At 71.0% G+C, this 24,512-nt stretch carries 26 protein-coding genes; 18 read left to right on the forward strand and 8 right to left on the reverse strand.

Annotated features, from left to right (window positions below; genetic code table 11):
- Nucleotides 1-132: 132 nt before the first annotated feature.
- On the forward strand, nt 133-333 hold the full coding sequence (locus tag B378_RS0106460) for a hypothetical protein (protein WP_007993996.1): 201 nt from the start codon (nt 133-135) through the stop codon (nt 331-333).
- Nucleotides 330-545, forward strand: a complete 216-nt coding sequence (locus B378_RS0106465; RefSeq protein WP_017342997.1) for a hypothetical protein — start codon at nt 330-332, stop codon at nt 543-545. The genes B378_RS0106460 and B378_RS0106465 overlap by 4 nt, the downstream gene beginning before the upstream one ends.
- A gap of 1,205 nt (nt 546-1,750) precedes the next feature.
- On the opposite strand, the gene dph2 is transcribed toward B378_RS0106465, so the two are convergent.
- Nucleotides 1,751-2,794, reverse strand: a complete 1,044-nt coding sequence (dph2, locus tag B378_RS0106470) for a diphthamide biosynthesis enzyme Dph2 (RefSeq protein ID WP_017342998.1) — start codon at nt 2,792-2,794, stop codon at nt 1,751-1,753.
- A 178-nt stretch (nt 2,795-2,972) separates the two neighbouring features.
- Between dph2 and B378_RS0106475 the strand changes: the two genes are divergently transcribed.
- From B378_RS0106475 to B378_RS0106490, 4 genes are all read left to right on the forward strand, one after another.
- The gene (locus tag B378_RS0106475) at nt 2,973-3,650 is read left to right on the forward strand and encodes an alpha/beta hydrolase (protein ID WP_017342999.1); all 678 of its coding nucleotides are present in this window, start codon (nt 2,973-2,975) and stop codon (nt 3,648-3,650) included.
- A 71-nt stretch (nt 3,651-3,721) separates the two neighbouring features.
- Nucleotides 3,722-4,096 (forward strand): YlbF family regulator, encoded by a 375-nt coding sequence (locus B378_RS0106480; RefSeq protein WP_017343000.1) that lies wholly within the window; start codon nt 3,722-3,724, stop codon nt 4,094-4,096.
- A 49-nt stretch (nt 4,097-4,145) separates the two neighbouring features.
- Entirely contained in the window at nt 4,146-4,868 is a 723-nt protein-coding gene (locus tag B378_RS0106485) for a P-loop NTPase (protein ID WP_017343001.1), read from the forward strand.
- A gap of 104 nt (nt 4,869-4,972) precedes the next feature.
- Entirely contained in the window at nt 4,973-5,593 is a 621-nt protein-coding gene (locus tag B378_RS0106490; protein ID WP_017343002.1) for a hypothetical protein, read from the forward strand.
- Between the two features lie 26 nt (nt 5,594-5,619).
- Here the strand turns inward: B378_RS0106490 and B378_RS0106495 are convergent, their stop codons facing one another.
- Nucleotides 5,620-5,880, reverse strand: a complete 261-nt coding sequence (locus B378_RS0106495; RefSeq protein WP_017343003.1) for a hypothetical protein — start codon at nt 5,878-5,880, stop codon at nt 5,620-5,622.
- Nucleotides 5,881-5,989: 109 nt separating this feature from the next.
- Complete coding sequence (locus B378_RS0106500) at nt 5,990-6,925, reverse strand: peptidylprolyl isomerase (RefSeq protein ID WP_017343004.1); 936 nt, start codon at nt 6,923-6,925, stop codon at nt 5,990-5,992.
- Between the two features lie 176 nt (nt 6,926-7,101).
- Here B378_RS0106500 and cyaB point away from each other — a divergent pair, with 176 nt between their 5' ends.
- Nucleotides 7,102-7,701, forward strand: a complete 600-nt coding sequence (cyaB, locus tag B378_RS0106505; RefSeq protein WP_017343005.1) for a class IV adenylate cyclase — start codon at nt 7,102-7,104, stop codon at nt 7,699-7,701.
- Between the two features lie 18 nt (nt 7,702-7,719).
- Here the strand turns inward: cyaB and B378_RS0106510 are convergent, their stop codons facing one another.
- On the reverse strand, nt 7,720-8,205 hold the full coding sequence (locus tag B378_RS0106510; RefSeq protein WP_017343006.1) for a MaoC family dehydratase: 486 nt from the start codon (nt 8,203-8,205) through the stop codon (nt 7,720-7,722).
- A 227-nt stretch (nt 8,206-8,432) separates the two neighbouring features.
- Between B378_RS0106510 and B378_RS0106515 the strand changes: the two genes are divergently transcribed.
- From B378_RS0106515 to B378_RS0106525, 3 genes are all read left to right on the forward strand, one after another.
- Nucleotides 8,433-9,359 carry a PHP domain-containing protein gene (locus B378_RS0106515; protein WP_017343007.1) on the forward strand — a complete coding sequence of 309 codons (927 nt, stop codon included), beginning with the start codon at nt 8,433-8,435 and terminating at the stop codon, nt 9,357-9,359.
- A gap of 79 nt (nt 9,360-9,438) precedes the next feature.
- Entirely contained in the window at nt 9,439-10,695 is a 1,257-nt protein-coding gene (glp, locus tag B378_RS0106520) for a gephyrin-like molybdotransferase Glp (protein ID WP_017343008.1), read from the forward strand.
- Nucleotides 10,692-12,710, forward strand: a complete 2,019-nt coding sequence (locus tag B378_RS0106525; RefSeq protein WP_017343009.1) for a molybdopterin biosynthesis protein — start codon at nt 10,692-10,694, stop codon at nt 12,708-12,710. Before glp ends, B378_RS0106525 begins: the two co-directional genes overlap by 4 nt.
- Here B378_RS0106525 and B378_RS0106530 read toward each other — a convergent pair.
- From B378_RS0106530 to B378_RS0106540, 3 genes are all read right to left on the reverse strand, one after another.
- A complete protein-coding gene (locus tag B378_RS0106530) occupies nt 12,680-13,177 on the reverse strand; it encodes a PaaI family thioesterase (RefSeq protein ID WP_017343010.1) in 498 nt (165 codons plus the stop codon). The genes B378_RS0106525 and B378_RS0106530 overlap by 31 nt on opposite strands.
- A 73-nt stretch (nt 13,178-13,250) precedes the next feature.
- Nucleotides 13,251-14,246, reverse strand: a complete 996-nt coding sequence (locus tag B378_RS0106535) for a hypothetical protein (protein ID WP_017343011.1) — start codon at nt 14,244-14,246, stop codon at nt 13,251-13,253.
- Nucleotides 14,243-15,919 (reverse strand): histidine kinase N-terminal 7TM domain-containing protein, encoded by a 1,677-nt coding sequence (locus B378_RS0106540; protein WP_017343012.1) that lies wholly within the window; start codon nt 15,917-15,919, stop codon nt 14,243-14,245. Before B378_RS0106540 ends, B378_RS0106535 begins: the two co-directional genes overlap by 4 nt.
- A 145-nt stretch (nt 15,920-16,064) precedes the next feature.
- Here B378_RS0106540 and B378_RS0106545 point away from each other — a divergent pair, with 145 nt between their 5' ends.
- From B378_RS0106545 to tgtA, 8 genes are all read left to right on the forward strand, one after another.
- On the forward strand, nt 16,065-16,829 hold the full coding sequence (locus B378_RS0106545) for a lipoate--protein ligase family protein (protein WP_017343013.1): 765 nt from the start codon (nt 16,065-16,067) through the stop codon (nt 16,827-16,829).
- A gap of 66 nt (nt 16,830-16,895) precedes the next feature.
- Nucleotides 16,896-17,300 carry a 30S ribosomal protein S6e gene (locus B378_RS0106550; protein ID WP_004596146.1) on the forward strand — a complete coding sequence of 135 codons (405 nt, stop codon included), beginning with the start codon at nt 16,896-16,898 and terminating at the stop codon, nt 17,298-17,300.
- Nucleotides 17,301-17,310: 10 nt separating this feature from the next.
- A complete protein-coding gene (locus B378_RS0106555; RefSeq protein ID WP_017343014.1) occupies nt 17,311-17,778 on the forward strand; it encodes a hypothetical protein in 468 nt (155 codons plus the stop codon).
- Between the two features lie 75 nt (nt 17,779-17,853).
- Entirely contained in the window at nt 17,854-18,939 is a 1,086-nt protein-coding gene (locus tag B378_RS0106560; RefSeq protein ID WP_017343015.1) for an Lrp/AsnC family transcriptional regulator, read from the forward strand.
- Nucleotides 18,940-18,970: 31 nt separating this feature from the next.
- A complete protein-coding gene (locus tag B378_RS0106565; protein WP_017343016.1) occupies nt 18,971-19,684 on the forward strand; it encodes a bifunctional precorrin-2 dehydrogenase/sirohydrochlorin ferrochelatase in 714 nt (237 codons plus the stop codon).
- The gene (gene hemA, locus B378_RS0106570) at nt 19,681-21,021 is read left to right on the forward strand and encodes a glutamyl-tRNA reductase (protein WP_017343017.1); all 1,341 of its coding nucleotides are present in this window, start codon (nt 19,681-19,683) and stop codon (nt 21,019-21,021) included. The genes B378_RS0106565 and hemA overlap by 4 nt, the downstream gene beginning before the upstream one ends.
- 629 nt (nt 21,022-21,650) lie before the next feature.
- Nucleotides 21,651-22,427, forward strand: coding sequence for a Nif3-like dinuclear metal center hexameric protein (locus B378_RS0106575; RefSeq protein ID WP_017343018.1), 777 nt, complete (start codon nt 21,651-21,653; stop codon nt 22,425-22,427).
- Between the two features lie 82 nt (nt 22,428-22,509).
- Nucleotides 22,510-23,988: a tRNA guanosine(15) transglycosylase TgtA gene (gene tgtA / locus B378_RS0106580; RefSeq protein ID WP_017343019.1), complete on the forward strand. Its 1,479-nt coding sequence runs from the start codon at nt 22,510-22,512 to the stop codon at nt 23,986-23,988.
- Between the two features lie 93 nt (nt 23,989-24,081).
- Here the strand turns inward: tgtA and B378_RS0106585 are convergent, their stop codons facing one another.
- Nucleotides 24,082-24,414 (reverse strand): uS10/mL48 family ribosomal protein, encoded by a 333-nt coding sequence (locus B378_RS0106585; RefSeq protein ID WP_004596139.1) that lies wholly within the window; start codon nt 24,412-24,414, stop codon nt 24,082-24,084.
- Between the last annotated feature and the right edge of the window lie 98 nt (nt 24,415-24,512).

The following is a 24,512-nucleotide window of genomic DNA, read 5'->3' on the forward strand; positions in this document are numbered from 1 at the left end:
CGACAGGTTCGCGCCGCGGTACGGGAGCTTCCTTGCCTCGTCGTCCGTCGACGGACAGGGGTTTCCGGAGCGCGACGGCAAGTAATTAGATGTAATTAAGATTTATCAGATCGCGGCGAGAGGGGTCCGGCAATGAGCGACTACACCACGATCTCGCTGCGGAAGGAGTTCGTTGCGGACGTCGAGGCGTACATCGAAGACGAGCCGTTCGGTTCGGTGAAGGAGTTCGTGAAACACGTCGTCGTCCAAGAGATGGAGTCCGACGAGGGGGTCTCCGAGGCGGAGGCGAAACAGATCGCCCAGAAGCTCCGGGACTTAGGGTACATGGAATGAGCGGGCGGCACCGGGAGGCCCGGTCGCCGGACCTCGGCGGGGTCGACCGCGCCGACCTCGTTCTGCTCGCGATCCCCCTCGCGTTCTGCGCCGCATACGCGGCGACGTCGCTCGTCGTCCGTGGGTACACGCTCCCCGTCGCCGGCGGGTCGCTCGCGGCCGGCGCCCTCGTCGTCGACGGGCTCTTCCTGAACCCGCCGGACGAGGCGTGACGACCGATTGGGACGGAATCAAATCGGAAAGGGGATTTGATGAAATTGGCTCTGTTGAAACCCTATTCTTCAAATATAAATTAGGATGAAACACCCGGTCGCTGAATGGTGCTTTTCGATCGGTTTCGGGAGTGAGTATCGCAGATCGGTAGCAGCGATTCAGTATTTAAATTGCCGTGAGCCACGGCGACGAGCGCTTATAAAAGGAGTGCGGTGGCGCGTGCCGACGAGCGCCCGGAGGGCGCGAGTCGCACGCGCGAGGGACGCCGCGAACGCCCGCAGGGCGTGAGCGGCGAGGTTGGGGAGGCGTGAGGTGCGGTCGCTGTGTGGGGCGGGACTCAAAGGGGCAGCCGTGAGGGCGTCGTAGGCGACGTAAGCACCGCAGGGAGCGAACGGAGTGAGCGACCGAGGAGCGTGGTTCGAGAGAGCAAAGCTCTCTCGTCATCACGAAAGGCGCTTCGCGCCTTTCGAACGACAGCGAGCGTACGACGCCCTCCCGGCTGGGGCTTTGGAGACACTCGCCGCGGTGGCGTCAGTCACTTATAAACAGCCGACAGCAACACCGCACTCTGGTTTATAAATGACCTCACTCACGACGTACTACACGTACTCCCGCTATCGCTCACCGCTACCGCTATACTGACCACGCCCTGGTCAAAGTGTGTCACTTCCTAAGGATTTCAACAGAGCCATGAAATTCTAATTTATAAGTACTATCTCAAGTGAAACGGCCGGTAGATGGATGCTGCGTCTCGATCTCTGTTAGAACGAATACAGTTCTGTCCGAACCAGAGACCACATCGAATTAATTTTCCGGAGGGGCAACCATACTTTCGACAGGTATGCCCTCCGAGAAGACGTGTCCCGATTGCGAGGAACCACTGGAACGGATGGAACTACAAGGAACCGACGCCGTTGGCGAACTATCCATCGTTTCACCATCGACGGACGACGGATTTCTCAGTAGTATCCGAGCGGACGAGATTCTGACGCCAGTTCCGTACGTTTGCCCTGAGTGTCGACGAACCCTCCTGTATGCGGAAACGTAGCCGACATATCAGTCACCCGTACTGAGCGATCGATGGCGGAGAAACAGCGTGTCCGGAGAACGGAAACGGAGTCAGATACCCCGAAGAACTCCCCCAAAGCCCCAGCCGCGAGGACAGCGCACGCTCGCTGTCGTTCGAAAGGCGCTTCGCGCCGCTCTACCAGGTGTCGTGGAACGTGTCGAACTCGATCGAGTCGAGCGGCTTCTCGCCGATGGCGGCCTCGTACTCGCCGGGCGTCAGCATCGGCTTGTGGAACCGCGGGCCGTCGTCGGTCGTGATCCGGGGGCAGCCGGTGTTGACGAACGCGTCCATGTCGAAGTTGCGCAGGCGGTCCGGCGTCACCTCGTCCATGGTGATCAGGTAGGCGTTGTCGTTGTTGTCGACGATCTCCTGGGCCTTCTCCCAGCGGCCCTGCCCGATCTTGGTACAGAAGATGACGCCCCACTTCTCGGCGTCCATCGCCTTGTGGACCGCGGCGTAGCGCTGCTTGAGGAACTGGTCGTGTTCGGCGACCGAGACGGCGTTGTTGACCGGGTCGGCGATGATCACGCGCTTATCGGGGTGCTCCATCGCGAGCCCGACCGGGTGGAACTTCCCGCCGCCGACGTACAGCACCTGCTCGGCGTCGATGTCAGCGGAGGCGTAGTTACAGCCGAGCACCTGCCCCTCCTTCGTGAGGCGGTCGTCGCCCCGGCGGGTGTGGACCTCGTAGCCGCGCTCTTCGAGCCAGTCGGTCATCTCCTCGAACCGGTTCATGTGCTGGGCCGTGGTGACGAGGCCCACGTCGGCGTCCTCCTCCGGAGCGGTCAGCTCCTCGTCGAGCGCGTCCTCCATGATCGGGAAGGGGTCGACGTTCGAGAACAGGGGGACGTAGACGATGCTGTCGGACTCCTTCATCGGCGTGTGGCCGAAGTGGACGAACACGTCCGTGCGGCGCATCAGGTACGTGTCGAGGTCGCAGGCGCCGTAGCAGGGCTGCCCGGAGAGCATGAAGGTGACGTCGTCGGGCGCGACCTCGCGGAGGTCGTCGGCGACCTTCGGACCGCGGCGCTTGAGCCCCTCGGGGAACTGGAGCCCGACCTTCGAGGCGTCGCGCTCCTCGATGGCCTCTAAGATCCGGTCGAGTTCGTAGTCCCACTCGCGGTCGTGTTTCAGGGCCATCCCGGTCTTCGTGAGGTCGCCCTCCGTGGAGCCGCTCATATCGAGCGAATTGTGCGGCAGGACGGTTAAACGGCGCGTTCGGCGACGGATGGTGTAACCCCTCCCGGTTACCAGATTCCGGGCCGACGGCGTCGGCCGGTGTTCACTCTCGCCGAGCGTCCTCGTGTGCCTGCCGCGGCCGACGGACCTAACCGCCGTCCTCGACAAGTCGGCACCCATGTCAGACACCGCGCCCGACGCCGACCTCCCCCTCGAACACGTCCACGTCGCGCCCGACGACGGGACCGACGACGAGCCCGCGCCCGCCGTCTTCGTCCTCCACGGCCGCGGCGCCGACGAAGAGGACCTGCTCCCGGTCGCCGCCGAACTGCCGGACGACCACCACGTCGTCAGCCTCCGCGCGCCCGACCCGCTCCAGGGCGGGTACACGTGGTACGAACTCGACCTCTCGGCGGGGGGACTGGAGTCGAGCCAGCCCGACGCCGAGGACTTCCGCCGGAGCCTCGACCTGATCGTCGAGAGCGTCGAGGCCGCGGTCGACGCCTACGGGCTCGACGCCGACCGGATCGGGCTGCTCGGGTTCAGCCAGGGCGCGATCACCAGCCTCTCGCTCCTCCTCGAAGCCCCCGACCGCTACGCGTGGGTCGTCGCGCTCCACGGCTACCTCGCGGAGTCGCACGCGGACCTTGACCCGGACGGGATCGAAGGCAAGCCCGTCTTCGTCGGCGCCGGCGCGGGCGATCGCGTGATCCCCGAGTCGCGGACGACGGCGGCCGTCGACCAGCTCGAATCCGTCGGCGCAGACGTCACTCACGGGAGCTTCCCGGGCGGCCACGGCATCGGCCCGCAGGAGCTAGAGGCGGTCGTCGAGTTCGTCGCGTCGCGGACGGCGTAGCGGGCACCGAGGTCGACCCCGCCGACCCCCGGCTCCGGCAGGTTCAAACCGCTCGGCCACGATGTCCGGATATGAGCGTCGAACAGGTCTCCATCGAGGACCTCGGCCGAGAGCTCGGCGAGCGGATCGCCGAAACCCCGGAGTACGAGCGCTTCGAGGAGGCGAGAGCCGCGGTCCAGCGCGACGAGGAAGTCCAAGAGCGGATCGACGAGTTCGAGCAGCTGCGCGCGGAGTTCATGCAGGCCCGGCAGACCGGACAGGCGACGAACGACGGGCTCCAGCGCGTTCAGGAGGCGCAGGATGAACTCCACTCGATGCCGGTGATGAGCGAGTACCTCGACGCGCAAGACGAGCTCGAGGACACGCTCGAAGCGGTCAACGAGGCCATCTCCGAGCCCCTCGCGGTCGACTTCGGCGGCGAGGCCGGCGGCTGCTGTCAGGACTAACGCCAGTTCACGGCCGACTTTTTATACCGGATACCGACCCACGCCCGCCGTGATAGCCGTCGCCGGCGGCAAGGGCGGAAGCGGAAAGACGACGACCACCCTCGGGCTCGCCCGCGCGCTCTCGCGGCGCGGCGCGCCGGTCGTCGCGGCCGACGCCGACTGGGACCTCCCGAACCTCGCGCGGCTGGCCGCGGAGACGAGGTCCGAGGGCCCAACGGAGGCCGGAGCCGAGGGCCCGCCGATCAGTGCCGGCCGTCGCGCCGACGGGACTGAGGCGCGGACCGTCCTCGAAGCGGTTCGCGGGACGGAGCCGGTCCGTCCCGACCGCTCGGCGCCGACGGTGCTCGCGGCTCCCGATGCGCCGCGGTCGGTCGACGCGGACGCGACGTTCGACGCGCTCGACGGCGCGACGCCCGAGGGCGCGCCGGTCCTGCTCGACAGTCCGGCGGGCGCGTCGCCGGACGTGGCCGCGCCGCTGCGGGCGGCGGACCGCGCGCTGATCGCGACGCAGCTCCGACGCGCCGCGCTCCGCGACGCCGCGAAGACGGCGGCGATCGCCCGCCGGCTCGACTGCCCGCCGGTCGGAGCCGTCGTGATCGGCGAGACGGACGTGCCGGATCGGGTGGGGACGCTGCTCGGCTGTCCCGTCCTCGGCGCGATTCCGGACGGCGGGGCCGTCCCTCTGTCCGACCCGAGCGTCCGGAGCGCGTACGACGGCCTCGCTTCACGGCTCGGCGAGATCGAGGCGGCGAGCGGATGGCAGATCGCGTGAGGATCGCCCCTACCGGCGGCGCCGAAACGGCGGACGACGGGGTCGCGAGCGGCCGAGAGAGCCGCCATCGACAGACCCAAGCGTCCACAGGCGGCAGCGATCGTATGGAGACGCTTCCGACTGGGATCTCGGTGCTGGACCGACAGTTCGGCGGAGGGCTCCCGAGCGGTAGCGTCGTCGTGTTGAAGGCGAACCCCGACAGCCAGTCCGAACTCATCTTGAACCGGTTCGCCCGGGTCCGGGAGTGCCGCTACCTGACGACCGTCCGGTCCGCCGACGCGGTGGCCGCGGCGCTCAGCCGCGACGGCGACGAGGAGACGAGCGTCGAGGCCACGGACGACGCCGGCGACCTCCACGAGTTGGCGTCGCTGACCGACGATCTCCCCGAGGAGGGCACCCTAATCGTCGACTCCGTGGGGCCGGTAGAAGAGAGCGCGTCCCCGGCGGCGTACGCCGAGTTCCTCGAGGGCGTGCGGTCGCGAGTGGTCGACGCCGGCGGCGTCGCGCTGCTCCACGCGCTCCGCGGCGGCGAGGACCCGCGGACGCGCCGGGTCACGGAGCAGGTCGCGGACGTGGTGTTCGACCTCCGCACCACCGTCACCGGGACCGAGATCGCGAACCGCCTTGTCGTCCCCAAGTTCCGGGGTGGCGCCGCCCTCGAAGAGCCGCTGAAGCTGAAGCTCACCGACGAGGTCGCCGTCGACACGAGCCGCGACATCGCCTGAGGCGGCCGTTCGTCGGCGTTCCGAGCCTACAGTACGGCGGACGCGAGGAGGACGACCGCGCCGACGACGGCCGCCGCGACCGCCCAGTTGCGCGCGGTGTCGAGCGCCCCGTACGGCCCGCCCTTCCGCGAGAAGAGGTACAGCGCGTACACGGCGAGCGGCGCCAGCGTCGGGAGCGTCGCGACCGAGACGACGCCGGTGAAACTCGACAGCAGCGCGAGCGCGACCGTCGCCGCGCCCGCGACCCCGGCGACGAGCGCGTCCTCGCGTGCCCGTTCGATCTCCATACTCGGTGTGGACGCGTCGGCGGGCAAAAGGGATCCGTTCGCCGGGCGGAGCGGTCGCTCGCCGGGCAGGAAAAACGCGAAATTCGGGTGGATAGGAAAGCGGAGTCGACTACTCTTCGTCGATCTCGTCGACGATCTCGTCGGCGTCGACGTCAACGTCTTCGAGCGCCTCCTCGATGTCGACGTCGCCGCCGCCGGCGCCGCCCATGCCGCCCATCATGCCGCCGAGACCGCCCATGCCGCCGCCCTCGATGACCTCCTCGATGACCACGCGGTCGAGGTCGAGGCGGTCCATGAGGTCCTGCGCGATCTGCTGTTTCTGGAACATCCACTGCTGGTTCATCTGCATCGCCTGCGTCGCCGTGACGTAGAGGACGTCCTTCTCGACCTCCTCGGTCTCGACGGTCTCCTCGCCGTCGTCGTCCTCGGTGACGGTCTCCTCCTCCTCGGTCTCCGTCTCGATACGGACCTCGGGGGCCTCCTGGAGGTACATCCCGAGCATGCCGGCGGCCTGCTCTTCGCGGTCGTCGATCGCTTCGAGGATCTCGTACTCGTACTCGAGGTCCTCGCCGGCCAGCGGGTGGTTGAAGTCGACGCGGGCGCGGCCGCCGATGATCGTCTCGAGGTGGCCCTGCTGGTTGTCGATCTGGACCTGCGCGCCGGGGTAGCGGTCGTCCTCGGGGATCTTGTCGGCCTTGACCGTCTCGACCTCGTCGGGGTCGTACTCGCCGAAGGCGTCCTCGGCGGGGACGTCGATCGTGCCCTCGTCGCCGACGGCGCCGCCGACGAACGCCTCCTCGACGGTGGGGAACACGTGCCCGGCGCCGAGCGCGATGATGCGGGGTTCGAAGTCGTACTCGTCGGTGTCGATCTCGGCGTCCTCGGCCGTCTCCTCGTCGGTCGTGTCGATGACGCGGCCGTCGTCGGCCGTGCGGATCGTGTACGCGACGCGGACGAAGTCGCCGTCCTCGAGTCCGCCGGCGTCAGTCTCGGTCTCGCTCTCCTCGGCCTCGTCGGCCGCGTCCGCTTGCTCCTGATCGCTCATACCCGAACGTCACCTGTTACACCCTTAAGAAGCACGGTTCGGCCCGAAGGCCGCCGACGAACGGGCGACAGCGGCGGTTCGGCGGTCGACACGGCCGCCCAGCGGGTCCCGTCGACCGGCCGCCGAGCCCGCGGAGTCCCGCGTCGCTTATGAACGCCCCGGCCGCACCCTCGAACATGTACGAGGTCGAGATCAAGGTCCCGGCCGACCTGGAGGCGACGCGGGAGCGACTCCGCGAGGCCGGCGCCGAGCGCGTCGACGCGCGCCGCCAGCGCGACACCTACTACGACGCGCCGCACCGCGAGTTCGCCGAGACGGACGAGGCGCTCCGGATCCGGCGCGAGACGCCGCTGGCGGAGGACGGGGGATCGTCGTCGGAGGGAGAGGCGCCGTCGGACGCCGAACCCGCCGCGTCTGCGACGGTTACTTATAAAGGCCCGCTCATCGAGGCGGCCTCGAAGACGCGGACCGAACACGAGACGGGCGTCGACGACGGCGAGGCGCTCGCTGCGGTCCTCTCGGGGCTCGGCTTCGAGCCGGCCGCGACCGTCGAGAAGCGCCGCGAGTTCTGGTCGTACGACGGGTTCACGGTGACGCTCGACGCCGTCACCGGGCTCGACGAGTACGTCGAGATCGAGCGGGAGGTCGCGGAAGAGGGCGAGGTCGACACGGCGCGCGAGGCGGCGATAGCGGCGCTCGACCGGCTCGGCCTCGACGCGGACGAGCAGGTCCGGACCTCCTACCTCGGGCTGCTGCTGGCGGGCGAGGAGGACTGAGCTCGACGGAACCGCGCGTCAGTCGTCCGCGTCGCTCTCGGCGTCTTCCGGCCGCTTCTCGGAGAGCACCGTCCGCTCGAGCTCGCAGACGAGGATGTCGTCGTCGCCGTCGACGACCTTGAACGCCTCCACGCGCATGGTGACGACGCCGCGCTCGCCGTCGCTCGTCTCCCGCTTGTCGGTGACCGTCGATTGCGCGCGGATCGTGTCCCCGTGGAACACCGGGTTCGGGTGTTCGACGTCGTCGTACGAGAGGTTCGCGACGATGGTGCCGTCGGTCGTCTCCGGGATGGATATGCCGACCGCGAGCGACATCGTGTACAGCCCGTTCACCAGTCGCTCGCCGAACTGGGTCTCCTCGGCGAAGTCGGCGTCGAGGTGGAGCGGCTGCTGGTTCATCGTCATATCGCAGAAGCGCTGGTTGTCGGCCTCGCTTATCGTCCGTCGCTTCGCGTGCTCGATGGTCTCGCCGACCTCGAACTCCTCGTAGTACAGTCCGGGCATGGACCCTCGCTCGACCGGCGACGTGAAATCGGTACCGCTCTCGACCGTGTGGCCACCCGTAGTGACGCACTCTGAGGTCTAGCCGCTTGCTTATAAATGGCTGCTGGCGGATCGGCGGCGACCACCGCCAAAGCCCCAGCCGCGAGTCAATTTGCGAATGGACGCGAGGCAGTCGTCCGACGGCCGTCGTTCGCCCATTTATATATCCCCCGCCGCGTAGTCCGAGCGTGTCCAGCGTCACCGTCAGTATCGACCCGCACGTCCACTCTGAAGGGAGCTACGACGGCCACGAGCCGGTCGAGCTGATACTCGAACACGCGGCCGAGATCGGGCTCGACGCGGTCGTCATCACCGACCACGACGTGATCCGGGAGTCGAAACGCGCCGCGGCGATCGCCTCCGAGTACGGGCTGATCGGCATTCCCGGCGTGGAGGTGTCGACCGCACACGGGCACCTGCTCGCGATCGGCATCGACCGGATGCCGCCCCGCGGGCGCTCGTACGCCGAGACAGTCCGCTGGATCCGCGACCGCGGCGGGGTCGCCATCGTCCCCCATCCGTTCCAGCGATCGCGTCACGGCGTCCGCCAGCGCAACATCCCGACGCCCGGGTCGGCCGCGGACGCGGACGAACCCGTCGCGGCCGACGGCGCCCCGGAAGGCGAAGGCGTCGAAGCTGACCCGGACCCGGATCCGGGACCAGCCGCGGCGGTCGCCGAGGTGGACGCGATCGAAGTGTTCAACGCGTGGCTGTTCACCGGGTACCGCAACCGTCGCGCGCGGCGGTTCGCGGCCGAACACGGCTACCCCGGCGTCGCCGCGAGCGACGCGCATCACCTCCAGTACGTCGGCCGGGCGTTCACGGAGCTGACGGTCGAAGGCGCCGAGTCGGTCCGCGAGGTCACGGCCGACGACGTGCTGGCGGCGATCCGCCGCGGCACGACGACCGTCGAGGGGCGCCGCGCGCCGATCCGGATGGCGGCGAAACACTACGTCGGTGCGGCCGGGCGCCGCTCGGCGTACTACGCGCGGACCGGCGCGGCCCGCGGCGCGCGGGCCACCAAGCGGACCGCGGTGGACGGTGCGGTGGCCGCGAAGGTCGCCGCGCTCCAGTCGATCCACCGCACGCGGCGGCTCCTCTCCTGGTTCGCCTGACGGGTCGCGGCCGCCGGCGGCCCTCCCGGCGGCGCGCGCGGAGAACGGGGTTTTTGCCCGCGGCCGCGAATGTGATCGCATGAGCCACGACAGACGCGAGTCCGGGTTCAAGCGACGGACCCGGGTCGCGGACGCGAGGGCGACGCTGCTCGACGCCGTCACCCCCCTCGACCGGACGGAATCGGTCCCGGTTGAGGCGGCGGACGGCCGTGTCGTCGCCGAACCGATCGATGCGCCCGCGCCGGTTCCGGGGTACGACCGGGCCGCGATGGACGGGTACGCGGTCCGCGCGAGCGACACCTTCGGTGCGGGCGACCGCTCGCCCGCGGTCCTCGCGGCCAAGCCCGCCGAATCGGACGCGGTCGCGCCCGGCGAGGCCGAGCGCGTTCACACCGGGAGCGCGGTGCCCGAGGGCGCGGACGCGGTCGTGATGATCGAACAGGTGGAAGAAGTCGGCGACGACGTGGAGGTGTTCGACGCGGTCGCGACCGGCGAGAACGTTGGCGAGGCCGGCGAGGACGTCTCCGACGGCCAGCGGCTGTACGAGCCCGGCCACGTCCTGCGCCCCTCCGACCTCGGCCTCCTGCGCTCGGTCGGGCTCGATAGCGTGACCGTCCACGAGCCGCCCGAGGTCGCCGTGATCCCGACCGGCGAGGAGCTGGTCGAGTCCGACCCCGGCCCGGGGGAGGTGATCGAGACGAACGGGCTCACCGTCTCCCGGCTCGTCGAGCGCTGGGGCGGCGAGGCGCGCTACCGCGACGTCGTCACCGACGACCCGGACGCGCTCCGCGAGGCGGTCGCGGCCGACCTCGACGCCGACGTTGTCGTCACCACCGGCGGCTCCTCCGTCGGCGAGCGCGACCTGATCCCCGAGGTCGTCGACGGCCTCGGCGAGGTGCTCGTCCACGGCGTCGCGCTGAAGCCCGGTCACCCGGTGTGTCTCGGTCAGGCCGAGGGGACGCCGATCGTCTCCTTACCCGGCTACCCGGTCGCGTGTATCGTCAACGCGGCGCAGTTCCTCCGGCCCGCCCTGAAGCGCGCGGGGGGGACCGAGGCCGAGCCGTTCCCGACGCGCCGCGCGACGCTCGAACGGAAGGTCGCCAGCGAGCCCGGCGTGCGGACGTTCGCGCGGGTGTCGCTCTCTGAGGACGAAAGCGACGGAGACGGCGACGAGAGCGCCGACGCCCTCCCGACCGCGACGCCGACGCGCGCAAGCGGCTCCGGCATCCTCTCGAGCGTCGCGCTCGCGGACGGCTGGGTCGTCGTCCCCGAGCCGCGGGAGGGGCTCGACGCGGGCGAGACCGTCGACGTGGAGCTGTGGGAGGTGACCGAATGAGCGACCGCAAGGAGTTCCGCGACCTCGCGACCCCCGAGGCCGCCCGCGAGGCGATCGCGTCGCTCGACCTCTCTCCGGCGCCGGAGACGGTCCCGCTGCGCGAGGCCCGCGGGCGCGTCCTCGCCGAGCGCGTCGACGCCGACATCGACGTGCCGGGCTTCGACCGCGCCTCGATGGACGGGTACGCGGTGCGGGCGCGCGACACCTTCGGCGCGGACGAGGCCGACCCCGCCGAGCTCGACCTCGTCGGCGCGGTCCACGCGGGCGCCGCGCCCGACGTGACGGTCGAACCGGGGACGTGCGCCGAGATCTCCACGGGCGCGGTGATGCCCGACGGCGCGGACGCGGTCGTGATGGTCGAGCGCACCGACGAGGTCGGCGGGGGCGGCGACGGTGACGAGGGTTCCGCCCGGATCGCGGTCCGAACCTCGGTCGCCCCGGGCGACCACGTGATGACCGCCGGGACCGACATCGCGGCCGGCGCCCGCGCGCTCGGTCCGGGCACGCGGCTCACGCCCCGCGAGATCGGGCTGCTGTCGGCGCTCGGCGTCGACGAGGTCCCGGTCAGGGGACGGCCGCGCGTCGGCATCGTCTCGACCGGTGACGAGCTGGTCCGACCCGGGGAAGAGCTCGACCCCTCGCGCGGCGAGATCTACGACGTGAACTCGACGACGATCGCCGCGGGCGTCGAGGAGGCGGGCGGCGAGCCGGTGCTGTACCCGCACGCCGGCGACGACTACGACGAGATGGAGCGCCTGCTCCGCCGCGCGGCCGACGAGTGCGACCTCGTGCTCTCCTCGGGGTCGACCTCGGCGAGCGCGGTCGACGTCATCTACCGCGTGATCGAGGCGCGCGGCGAGCTGCTCCTCCACGGCGTCGCGGTCAAGCCCGGCAAGCCGATGCTGATCGGGCGGCTGGACCGTACCGACGAGGCTGACGACTCCCGGGGAAGCGAGTCCGCCTACGTCGGGCTCCCCGGCTACCCGGTGTCCGCGCTCACGATCTTCCGGACGTTCGTCGCGCCCGCGATCCGCGAGGCGGCCGGGCAGCCGGAGCCGGCAACGGCGACCGTCGAGGGCCGGATGGGCGTCGAGGAGCGGTACGGTGAGGGGCGGCTGCGGCTGATGCCGGTCGGCCTGCTGGACCTCGGTGCGGACGCGCGGGACGCGGGCGACGACCGCCCGCTCGTCTACCCGGTCGACAAGGGCTCCGGCGCGACGACGAGCCTCGTCGAGGCGGACGGCGTCGTCGCGGTCGACCCCGACACCGAGTACCTCGACGTCGGCGAGACGGTCTCTGTCGACCTGTTCTCGCCCGACGTGCGCCCGCCGACGCTGCTCGGCGTCGGCGAGGACGACCCCGCGCTTAACCGCCTGCTCGACCGGCTCGACAACCCTCGTTACCTCCCGGTCGGCTCGCGCGAAGGCCTCCGGCGGCTCCGCGACGGCGTCCCGGACGTGGCCGTGACCGCGGGGCCGACCGATCGCGACGTCGACGCCGCGGAGCTCGGCGGCTGGACCCGCGAGTGGGGGCTCGTCGTCCCCGACGGGAACCCCGAGGGAATCGAAGGAATCGCGGACCTGATCGACCGCGACCTCCGCTTCCGGAACCGGCCGACCGTCTCAGGGCTCCGCCGGAGCCTCGACGCCGCGCTCGACGACCTCGCGGCCGAGCGCGACGCCGACCGCCGCGAACTCGCCGAGGATATCGACGGCTACGAGCGGACCGCGAAGGCGTTCGAGAGCCCGGCCCGCGCCGTCGCCGCCAGCGACGCGGATGCCGGCCTCGGCCTCCGCGAGACGGCCGGGCGGCTGGGCTGCGGGTTCGTCTCGCTGGGCGAGCAGTCGGTCGTCGTGCGCGCCGCCGCGGACCGCGTCGACCGCGGGCCGGTCGCTGCGCTGGCGGCGGAACTCGGCGGTGACGACGACGCAGACGCGACTGCGGACGGTGCGGCCCTCGGCGCGATCCTCGCCGACCTCCCCGGCTACTCGCGGAACAGCCGGAACGAGCCCTGACCGACGACGACCTCCGAGCGGTCGGCGTCGCTCGCGTCGTCTCCCGCGGCTCCCTCGCCCCCGTTTCCGGTGGTGGTGACAGTCATCTCGCTGACGCCGATCGATCCCCCGGCCCGCACCACCTCGGCCTCCGCGCGGAGGTCCCCGTTTGCGGGTCGGAGATAGTTCGCGTTGAGGTTCACCGTCGCGACGCCGCCGTCAAGCGGGTCCTCGAACGTCGTACGCTGGGCGACGCCGCCCGCGGTGTCGATAAGCGTCGCCGCGACGCCGCCGTGGATCGTCCGGCCGTCCGCGTTCGTCAGCTTGTCGTCGAAGGGTATCGAGAGCACGACCCGGCCGCGTTCGATCGTCTCTACCTCCGTGTTCAGCCACGAGAGGTAGCCGTGGTCGTCCTCTAACTTCCGCCTGACGAACTCCGTCGCCCCGTCCGGGAGCGGGTCCATCGCCGCGATCTCCGTGCGGTCCATGTTCCGGGGAATATCCCGGGACGGCTTGTACTCCCCGGAAACGCACGACAACCGGCGATCGATTCCCGTCCGCTCACCCGACGCCGAGCCGGATCGGGTCGTCGCTCGGGACGATGTCGAGCGTCACCGACTCGCCGATCTCGAACTCGCGGTCCGGGCAGACCACCTTGACGCCGAACCGATCGCCGCGCGCGGCGAACAGCGACAGCCCGGTGACGCGCCGGCCGTTCGCGCGGACGTCGACTGCCGCCCACTCGACGCGCGGCGCCCCGGCGTCCGTATCGTCCGCTCGGACCGTTCCGACCTTGGTTCCGAGAAGCGACAGCGTCGTCCCGTCTGCCGCGGATGCGCCTTCCTCCGCGTCCCTCGTCGCGGATGCGCCTTCCTCCGCGTCCCCCGTCGTGGGCGCGCCTTCGTCCGCCTCGAACGTCCCGCCGCCCGCGTAGTGCGTCAGCCCGCCGTCGAGCGGAACTCCCTCGTCGCTCGCGAGCGCGGCGAACGACCGGTCGGCGCCGGCAGCGCGTCGCGGGCCGTCGAGAACGACGTGCGTCGGGCCGCGCTCGACGACGGCTCCCGTCCCGTCCCACGCGACCGGCTCGACGGGGACGTCGGCCGCGACCGGCAGCGACCCGCTGGCTCGGAGGGGGTTCGCGCCCGGCGGGCGGAAGCCGAGGTGGACGTGGTCGTCGACCCACTGGCCGAAGAAGCCCGAGCGCGTCGTCGGCCCGAGCGCGTCGCCGACAGCGACCCGGTCGCCGGGGTCGACCTCGGGGATCACGTGGAGGATCCGCGCGACGGTGCCCGGCGGAGCGCCGGCGCGGGCGCACCACTCGTCGGCGAGGTCGACGACGATCAGGTGGTCTTCGGCGGCCGCGTACGAGCGGTCCGGGCAGCCGACGGTGCGGACCTCGCGGACGGTCCCGGCGACCGGAGATCGCCCGACGCCGTCGCCGGGATAGAGGTCGACCGCGCGGCCACGGTCGTGAGCAGGGTACGGGGAGTTGAACCGCGAGAACTTCTCGTACCGCTCGACCACGTCCGCGGGGAGCGAGACCGTTGCGTCGGTCACGACTCCGCCGCCTCCATCCCCTCGATAACGAACTCCGCGCCGCCGGCGTCGGACTCGGCGACCGAGAGCGTCCACCCGTGCGCCTCGACGATGTCGCCGACGATGGCGAGCCCCAGCCCGGTACCGTCGCCGAGCGACACGCCGCGCTCGGTGACGCGCTCGCGCTCAGCGGGCGGGATCCCGGGGCCGTCGTCGCCCACCGCAAGCGCGACCGGGTCACCGTCCGTTTCGACGGTGACGGTGACGGCGACATTCTCGCCAGCGTGCTCGATCGCGTTACGGAACAGGTTCGAGAGCAGCTGTTCGAGGCGGTCGCGGTCGGCCAGCACGGTCGCGTCGCCCTCGACGGTCAGCGTCGCGTCCGCGGTCTCCAGCCGCGACCAGACCCGCCTGGCCGTCGCGTCCAGCGAGACGCGGTCGAGGTCGTCGACCGTCTCCCCCGCCGTCGCCAGCGCGAGGAGGCCCTCGATCATGTCGTCCATCCGCTGGTGGGCGTTCGCCGCCCGCTCCAAGGCGCCGTCCGGGTCGTCGCCGCGCTGGCGGGCCAGCTCGACGGCCGCGGACGCGGCGGCGAGGGGGTTCCGGAGGTCGTGGGAGACGACGCCGGCGAACTCCTCTAAGCGCTCGTTCTGCCGTTCGAGCTCGGCCTCCCGGCGTTCGAGTTCGGTCTGCCGCCGCTCGCGCGCGGTGACGTCGCGCAGCAGGAACACGTGGCCGCGGTCCGTCCCGCGCGGGTCGGTTATCGGGTTCTCCTGAATGTCGAACTGGCGGTCGCCGATGGCGATCGGGTGCTCGTCGCCGCCCTCCAAGCGCGGGAACGCCTCCGACAGCGAGGAGCCGACCGCGTCCGGCGGGAGGATCGCCTCCGCGGCGGGGTTGAGGTCGCGGATGCGGCCGTCGGAGCCGGAGACGATGACGGGGTCTTGCATCACCTCGACGGCGGTGTCGCGCGCGACGACCGCCGCGTCGAGGGTACCGAGCCAGAAGACGGTGCCGTAGAGGAACACGCCGTGGATCACGAACGCCGTCGGCAACCACGAGAGGTTCGCGTAGCTCCCGACGTCGACGAACGTCGCGATCCCCGCCAGGAACGGGAACAGGGTGCCGAGCAGCACGACGAACGTCTGGAGCCGGTAGCGGTTCCCGGTCCGCTCGTAGAGGTCGACCACGAGGAGCGCGCCGGCGACGCACAGCCCGTACGCGAGGAGGACGAACGCGCCCCCGACGGGGCCGAGCCCGTAGCCGAGCAGGGTGAACGGCCCGTCGACCACCGGCGCCACCGAGCGCCGCGCGAGCCCGTGGGTCCCGCTCGACCACGCGAGCAGCACCCAGACGAACGCGGGGGTCGCGAGCGCGACGATCCGGTTCTCCGTGCGCCAGCGGTCGTGCCCGGTGAACGCGAAGGCGAAGAGCATCCAGAGGACGGGTAACGCGCCCATGAGCGGCGTCGCGAGGTTGAGCGCGACCGTCATCGCGACCTCGCCGGGCGCGGCGACGCGGAGCGCGTACAGGAGGGAGACGCCGCCGCCGCACAGCAGGTAGAGGGCGACCTCGATCCCCCCGGGCTCGTCGCGCTCGCGCCACGCGACCCGGCCGAGCCAGAGCCCGATGACACCCGCCAGCAGGCAGGCGGTCAGGTACGCTTGGACCGGCAGCGCGCCGAGGTCGCTCATCGATATCTGAACCACTTCCAGAGCCGACAAAACTGTTGTGTCACGCGCCGGCCGACGGGCCGTCTCGTCACCGGGGCTCGCAGCGCGCCGACGGGCGACTGCGCCCGGCGCAAAGGGCTTGTGCGCTCCAGTCGTCTGGTCCGGCATGCGCGTGTACAGGGGCGGGTTCGCGACGCCCGCCGCGGACCGCGAGCCGACGGCGGACCTCCTCGCGTCGGCCGCGAGCGGCGTCCCGGCCGTGCGCGTCACCGCGCCGCCGCGGCAGGTCGCGTTCGGTCGGCGTGACGCCCGCGAGTCCGGGTTCGAGGCGGCGAAGCGGGCGGCCGAGGCGGCGGGGTTCCCGCCCCTCGAACGCGACGTCGGCGGGCGCGCGGTCGCGTACACGGGGTCGACGCTCTCGTTCGGCGTCGCGGTGCCGACGGGCGACGGGCGCGGGTCGATCGACTCGCGGTACGAGACCGCGACCGAGACGCTCCGCGACGCGCTCCGTGAGTTGGGCGCCGACGTAGTCCGGGGGGAGCCGCCGGACGCCTTCTGTCCCGGCGACCACTCGCTTCGGGTCGCAGGCGGGGAGCGCACCGCGGACGGCGCGGCGACCGAGGACGCAGAGCGCGTCGTCGTCGGCGGCAAGGTCGCGGGCCTCGCCCAGCGCGTCCGCGCCGACGCGGCGCTCGTCGCGGGCGTCCTCGTCGTCTCGGCCGCGGACCCCGGCGCGATTGCGCGGGTCACCGAACCGATCTACGACGCGCTCGACGTGCCGTTCGATCCGGAGTCGGTCGGGAGCGTCGCCGACGCGGGCGGCCCGGACGACTCGGAGGCCGTCGCCCGCGCGGTCGAGGCCGCGTTCGTCGACGGGCCGTGGGGCGACGGCGAGCGCGAGATCGTCCGCGTCGACGGGGCAGACGCCTGAGCGCGCCGCGGCGCGCGCTTTCGACGTTTCGACGTGCTTTTTATGCGCGGGGGACTGGGTTCGCGCATGGCCGAATTCAAAGTCGTCGTCGCCGACCCCGAGACCGGCGAGACGTTCCAGCGAGAGGTCGACGGACAGGACGCCAACCGATTCCTCGGTCGCGAACTCGGCGACGAGATCGGCGGCGACGCGGTCGGGCTCTCCGATCACACCATCGAACTCACCGGCGGCTCCGACGAGACCGGGCGCCCGATGCGCGAGGACGTCTCCGGCACGCGCCTGAAAGAGCTCCTCTTGGAGGGCGGCGTCGGCTTCGAGCCGTCCCGCGAGGGCGAGCGCAAGCGCATCACCGTCCGCGGTCGCGAGATCGACGACGACATCGCGCAGATCAACGCGAGCGTCGTCGACGGCGACGGCGACGTTGCGGCCGCGCTCGGCGAGGGCGACGCGGACGACGACGCCGACGAGTAACGACGCCCCGATGCCTCGCGTCCCCTCCGACGGCGAGGACGTCTCTTCGATCCGCGTCTCGCTCGCCCGGAGCGGCGGCACACGCCGCCCCTGTGTCAGGCTGCCCGATGACGACGCGCTCGACGGCCGCGTCGAGTCCGGAAGCTGCGACGCACTCGACGTGAGTCAGGGCGACCTGATCCGCGTCGCGTTCGACGGGGGCGAGCACCACGCGCGGGTCGCGAGCGACTCCAAGGGCCGCCTCCTCCGCGGCGCGTTCGACAACCGGCGGCTCGCGCGCGAGGCCGGCGAGGGGGCGAACCGCTTAGTCGAGTGGCTCGACGCGAACGACCGGGAGCCCGGCGACAGCGTCGTTCTCGACGTCGTGGTGCCCGGCGAGCTGTACGGCCTCCGGATCCCGGGCGAACGGACCGTGTACGACGCGAACCGCGGGCCGCGCTCGTCGCTCGCGGACATCGCGCGCGACGTCGACGAGTAGCCCCGCGGCGTCAGGCCAGAAGCCCCGCGGCGTCAGGCCGGATCGCTTATTCTCGCTCGGGCCCGATGTCGCGCCATGCAAGAGGTCGACGCGGATCTGACGGCGCTCGACCGCGCGATCATCAACGCGTTCCAGGGCGGGTTCCCGGTGACGGAGCGCCCCTTCGACGCGGCGGCAGCCGCGCTCCGCGAGCGCGGCGTCGACGTGACCGGCCCGGAGCTGTGCGAGCGCGTCCGCGAGCTCGACGAGGAGGGAATCCTCTCGCGGTTCGGCGCGCTCGTCAACGCCGAGGAGATCGGCGGCGCCGCCTCGCTCGTCGCGATGCACGCGCCCGAGGACCGCTACGAGGAGATCGCGGAGGCCGTCAACGAGTTCACCGCGGTGGCGCACAACTACGAGCGGGAACACCCCCACCTCAACATGTGGTTCGTGGTGAGCGTCGCCGACCACCCGGACCCCGACAAGGACGGGAACGACCGGGTGGAGGAGGTGCTCGACGAGATCGAGGCCGCGACGGGTCAGGAGACGTACAACCTCCCGAAGCTCCGGGAGTTCCACGTCGGCGCGAAGTTCCTCGTCGACGGGCCGGTTCCCGAGGGCGACGTGGACCTGTCGGAGTTGGGGCCCGACGTGGAGCCCAGCGACCGCGGGACGCTCACGCCCGACGAGCGCGACCTCGTCGTCGAGATCCAGGGCGGGCTCCCGGTGACGGAGACCCCCTACACCGACGTCGCGGCCGCGCTCGACGCCGACGTGGAGTGGGTGATCGAGACGATCAAGCGGTTCGAGCGGGAGGGGAAGGTGCGCCGCGTCGGCGTCATCCCCAACCACTACGCGCTCGGCTACACGGAGAACGGGATGACCGTCTGGAACGTGCCCGAGGACGTCTTAGACGAGGTCGGCCCCGCGGTGGCGGAACTCGACTTCGTCACGCACTGCTACGAGCGCCCGCGCCACGCGGGCGTCTGGGAGTACAATTTCTTCGCGATGACGCACGGGCGCACGGAGGCGGAGAGCGAGCGCCGGATCGCGGAGGTCAGGGAGCTGATGGACGAGCACTGGGACGTCGGCGCCGACGACTGGGACACCCTGTTCTCGACGCGCATCCTGAAGAAGACCGGCATCCGCATCGCGGACCGGGCGGACAGCAACACGGCGTGATCCGCCGGATCGCGGGATTCAGAGGGCGAGCGTGACCCCGCTCTACCACGACCTCGCGGGCGAGACGGTCGCCGTCTTCGGCGGCGGTGCCGTCGGCTCGCGAAAGGCTGCCGGGTTCGACGAGGCGGGCCGGATCGTCGTCGTCAGCCCAGAGTTCGACGAGCGGGTGCGCGAGCTCGCGGACGAGCGGGATGCGGACCAGCGCGAGGCCGACGAACGAGACGGGGACGAGGGCCCGGACGGGCCGTCGGTCGAACTGGTCCGCGCCGCGCCGGATGCCGACGCCGTCGCGGAGTGGATCGACCGCCTCGATCCCGCGCTCGCGGTCGCGGCGACGGACGACGCCGCGGTCAACGCGGCCGTGGAGTCGGCCGCGCTCGACCGGGGAATCCTCGTCAACCGCACGGACGTGTCGGGCGGTCGCGACCCCGGGAGCGTGGTGGTGCCCGCGACGGTCGAGGACGACCCGGTGACCGTTGCCCTCTCGACGGGGGGAACGAGTCCCGCCTTGGCGAAGGCGCTCCGAGAGCGGATCGAGGCCGAGATCGAGGGTGCGGGCGAGATGGCGGCGCTCTCGGGGGAGATCCGCGAGGAGCTGAAAACGGCGGGTGTCGCCCCCGAAAAGCGGCGGGAAGCGGTCCGACGCGTTGTCAGATCCCGGGGGGTTTGGAAGGGTTTACAAAAGGGGAGATCCAACGGACGGCAAGAGGCTGACACCGTGATTGAGGAGGTACTCGACCGATGAGAGAGACGGGTGCGATCGCCGGCGTGAGCGTCGCCCACGCCGACGCGACCGTCGACGAGATCGAGGCCGCCGGCGGCGACGGCGTCCGCGCGACCGTCTCCGACCTGCTCGCGCGCGAAGGGGTCGAGGAGGCGTTCGCGGTGCAGACGTGTAACCGCTCGGAGGCGTACGTCGTCACCGACCGGACCGTCGACGGCACGACGGCGCTGTCGACGTTCGCGCCGGACGTGCGCGGCGGCGCGGTCCGCCGCCTCGACCACGAGGAGAGCTTAGAGCACCTAATGAGAGTCGCCTCCGGGCTGGAGTCGCTCGTACTCGGCGAAGACCAGATTATCGGCCAGCTGCGCGAGGCCTACGAGGAGTCGAAGTCCGCCGGTGGCATCGGCCCGGTGCTCAAAGACGCCGTGACGAAGGCGCTCCACGTCGGCGAGCGCGCGCGGACGGAGACGGAGATCAACGAGGGCGTCGTCTCGCTCGGCTCCGCGGCCGTCCGGCTGGCGGCCAGCGAGATCGATTTGACGGACGGAACCGCTGTCGTCGTCGGCGCCGGCGAGATGGGAACGCTCGCGGCTCGCACGCTCGACGACACCGCAGTCTCGGAGATCGTCGTCGCGAACCGCACCGTGCCGCACGCGGAGTTCGTCGTCGAGGAGGTCGACACCGCCGCCGAGGCGGTGTCGCTCGCGGACCTCCCTGCGATCATCCCCGACGCCGACCTCGTCGTCACCGCGACCGGGAGCCCCGACCTCGTCGTCCACCCGTCGTACGTCGACGGCGCCGGTCGCGTCGTCTGTATCGACATCGCGCAGCCGCGCGACGTCGACCCCGCGGCCGGCGCCCGCGAGGGCGTCACCGTCTACGACATCGACGACCTCGAAGACGTCACCCGGCGGACCCGCGAGAGCCGCGCGGAGGAGGCCCGGAAGGTCGAGTCGATCATCGACGAGGAGCTCGACCGCATCCTTCAGGCGTACAAGCGCAAGCGCGCGGACGACGCCATCTCGGCAATGTACGCCGGCGCGGACCAGGTGAAGGCGCGCGAGCTCGACCGCGCGATGTCGAAGCTCGAGGCGCAGGGCGGGCTGACCGACGAGCAGCGCGAGACGGTCGAAGACTTGGCGGACGCGCTCGTCGGCCAACTGCTCGCGGCGCCGACGCGCTCGCTCCGGGACGCCGCCGGCGAGGACGACTGGGAGACGATCCGGACCGCGCTCCGGCTGTTCGATCCCGAGTTCACGTCGGGGGCCGAGGGGCCGGAGGAGGCGGACATCGCCGACGCCGCGGCCGGCGGCCCGGACGCGGTCCCCGACTCCGTCGCCGAGGAACTGGACGACTAAGTTTGTTGTTTATAAGCGGTTGTCTGCGGATCGGCGCTGAACTCTTCAGCAGCCCCAGCCGCTTATTTATAAATCACTGCTGGCGGATCGACCGCGACCACTCCCAACGACACAGCCGCTTATTTATAAATCACTGCTGGCGGATCGACCGCGACCACTCCCAACGACACAGCCGCTCGTTTATAAATGGCAGCTGGCAGATCGAGGGCGAATGCCTCCAAAGCCCCAGCCGCTCGTTTATAAATGGCAGCTGGCAGATCGAGGGCGAATGCCTCCAAAGCCCCAGCCGCGAGGCGGACGCACGCTCGTTGCGCTCCTCGTCACTCGCTTCGCTCGTTCCTGCGGTGCTTACGTCGCTTGCGCCCGCCTCGCGGCTGCCCCTTTGAGTCCCACCCGACCGCACCGCACAGCGCCTCACGCCTCCCCAGCCTCGTCGGTCGCCGTCGCTTCGCTCGGCGACCGACTCCCTCGCGCGTGCGACTCGCGGCCTGCGGCCGCTCGTCGGCACGCGCCACCGCGCATTCATTTATAAATGGCCGTCCGTGAAGTTCAAAATCGACCGCACCTGCGAACGGATCCGATCCCGCCGGACCGCCGCGCTTTATTCCCCGCCCGCACGACGGACCGGTATGAAGCTCTCCGAGTACGTCGAGCGACTCGACGACGAACTCGACACGGCCGCGTATGCCGACGTCGACGCGAGCGCGAACGGGTTACAGGTGGGTCCGGACGAGGGCGAGGTCGAGCGCGTCGCCTTCGCGGTCGACGCCGCGACGGCGACCATCGAGGCCGCCGCGGACGCGGGGGCGGACGTCCTCGTCGTCCACCACGGGCTCTCGTGGGGCGGCATCGAGCGCGTCACGGGCCGCGTTCACGACCGGATCGCGGCCTTGGTCGAAAACGACCTCGCGCTGTACGTCTCCCACCTCCCGCTCGACGGGCACCAGGAACTGGGCAACGCGGCGGGGGTCGCGGACGCGGTGGGGCTCTCCGACCGCGACCCGTTCGGCGAGATGGGGCCGGTGACGATCGGGACGATCGGCGAGACTGCGTCGCCGCGGTCGGCGGCCGCGATTCGCGAGACGCTCGACGACTTCGAGGGCCAGCCCGACGGCGAGGCGTCGCCCACGCGGGTACTCGACTTCGGCCCCGACGAGATCGAGCGGGTCGCGGTCGTCACCGGCTCCGGGGTCGACTGGCTCGACGAGGCGGTCGCGGCCGACGCGGACGCCCTGATCACGGGCGAGGGGAAACAGCAGGTCTACCACGACGCGCGGGAGGCCGGAATTACCGTGTTCCTCGCCGGGCACTACGCCACGGAGACGTTCGGCGTCCGCGCGCTCCAGTCGCTGACGGACGACTGGGGCGTCGAGACGACGTACCTCTCGCACCCGACCGGGCTGTAGTCGGCGATCGTTGCGACCGGGCGTCGGCGACGCGCTCGCCGGCGAACGCAACCCTTACCGCTCGCGTCCGCGCAGTCGGGGTATGCGCGATCACTTCGAGATCCGGGACCACGACGCCGCCGGGCGGATCGGTCGGCTGGAGGTCCCGCGCGCCGACGTCACGGTCGAGACGCCGGCGCTTCTGCCCGTGGTCAACCCCAACGTGCTCACGATCGAGCCCGAGCGGCTCCGCGGGGAGTTCGGCGCGGAGATGCTGATCACGAACTCCTACATCATCCGCAGCACGGACCGCATCCGCGACCGCGTCGTCGACGAGGGGCTCCACGACTTCCTCGGCTTCGACGGCGCGATCATGACCGACTCCGGCTCCTTCCAGTTAGCCGAGTACGGCGACATCGACGTGACGACCGCGGAGATCATCGAGTTCCAGCGGCGGATCGGCAGCGACGTGGCGACACCCGTCGACGTGCCCACGCCGCCGGACGCCGACCGCGAGCAGGCGGAGCGCGAGCTGGCGACGACGAAGCAGGCGCTCGCGGACGCGGAGGACGCCGAGACCGGAGAGATGCTGGTCAACGCCCCGGTCCAGGGGTCGACGTACGCCGACCTCCGCGAAGAGGCGGGGCGTCACGCGTCGGGGACCGACCTCGACGTGTTCCCAGTCGGCGCGATGGTCCCCCTCCTGAACTCCTACCGCTACGCCGAGGTGGTCGAGGCGGTGCGCGCAGCGAAGCGCGGGCTCGGCCCGGGCGCGCCGGTCCACCTGTTCGGCGCCGGCCACCCCATGATGCTGGCGCTCGCGGTGGCGGCCGGCTGCGACCTGTTCGACTCGGCCGCCTACGCGCTGATGGCGCGCGACGGCCGCTACCTAACCGTCTCGGGAACGGAACACCTCGAAGACCTCGACTACTTCCCGTGCTCGTGTCCCGTCTGCGCGGACCACACGCCCGCCGACCTCCGCGGGTTCGGCGACGGCGAGACGGAGCGGCTGCTCGCCGAGCACAACCTCCACGTCACCTTCGAAGAGCTGCGCCGCGTGAAGGAGGCGATCCGCTCCGGGAACCTGCTCGACTTAGTCGACCGCCGCGCCCGCGGCCACCCGGCGATGCTCGACGGCTACCGCGCGCTGCTCGACCACGCCGAGGAGTTAGAGCGTACCGACCCCGGCTCGAAGGACGCGTTCTTCTACACCTCTCACGAGGAGGCGCGCCGGCCGGAAGTGGAGCGACACCAGACCCGTCTCGCCCGACTGGCGGCGCCCGACGACCTCCTCCTCACCGAGTCGAAGGCGCCCTCGGACCACGAATACGACGCCGTGTGGCGCGTGAAGCCGCCGTTCGGCCCCTACCCGCCCGCGCTCTCGGAGACGTATCCGCTCACCGCCGAGGTGCCCGAGCGGACCGACGACGCGGCGCAGGTCGCGGCCGCGGAGGGGGTCGTCGCGCTCGCCGAGGCGAACCCCGAGACGGCGCTCACGCTCGGTCACGACGCGTGGTGCGACCGCGCGCTCGAACGGCTGCCAGAGCGCGTCGAGACGGAGAACCTGCGGACCCTCGGCTGACGAGCGGGTGGCTCGCTGGTCTGTGAATGCGTCGCGTGCCCCGAGAAAACCGCAGCCGTGACCGCGTCGCCCGTCGGTTCGGGGGTGGTCGCCTCAGTCTCGGCGGTGGCCGGCCGGCTTCTTCCGGTCGACCTCAACCTCGACGTGGATCGAGTCGGGGAAGTCGCGGCCGACGACGTCGCGCGCGATGTCGTCGGCGCCGTGGATCTCCATCGAGCGGCGATACACGTCGTAGCGCCACGGCGAGAACTCGTCGCCCGGCGAGAGGTTCTTGTACAGCGGAACGGTGACGTTCTCCGAGGGGCTCGCGTGCGGGCCCTTGCACTCGGCGCCTTTGCGTTCGAGCGTCTCTTTGAGTTCCTGGACGGTCTCGACGAGCACGTCGCGGTCGCCGGACGCGAAGTCGAGTTTCGTGACGAAGGTCATGGCTGGGGGTCGTCCGCCAATGGCCGCCCGAGCGGTAAAAACGCATCTACCCGTCGTCGGGCCGGCCGCCCGCGCCGCGAATCCCGCTCGGAGACCGG

The sequence above is a fragment of the Halorubrum sp. T3 genome, from assembly GCF_000296615.1.
Classification (GTDB): domain Archaea; phylum Halobacteriota; class Halobacteria; order Halobacteriales; family Haloferacaceae; genus Halorubrum; species Halorubrum ruber.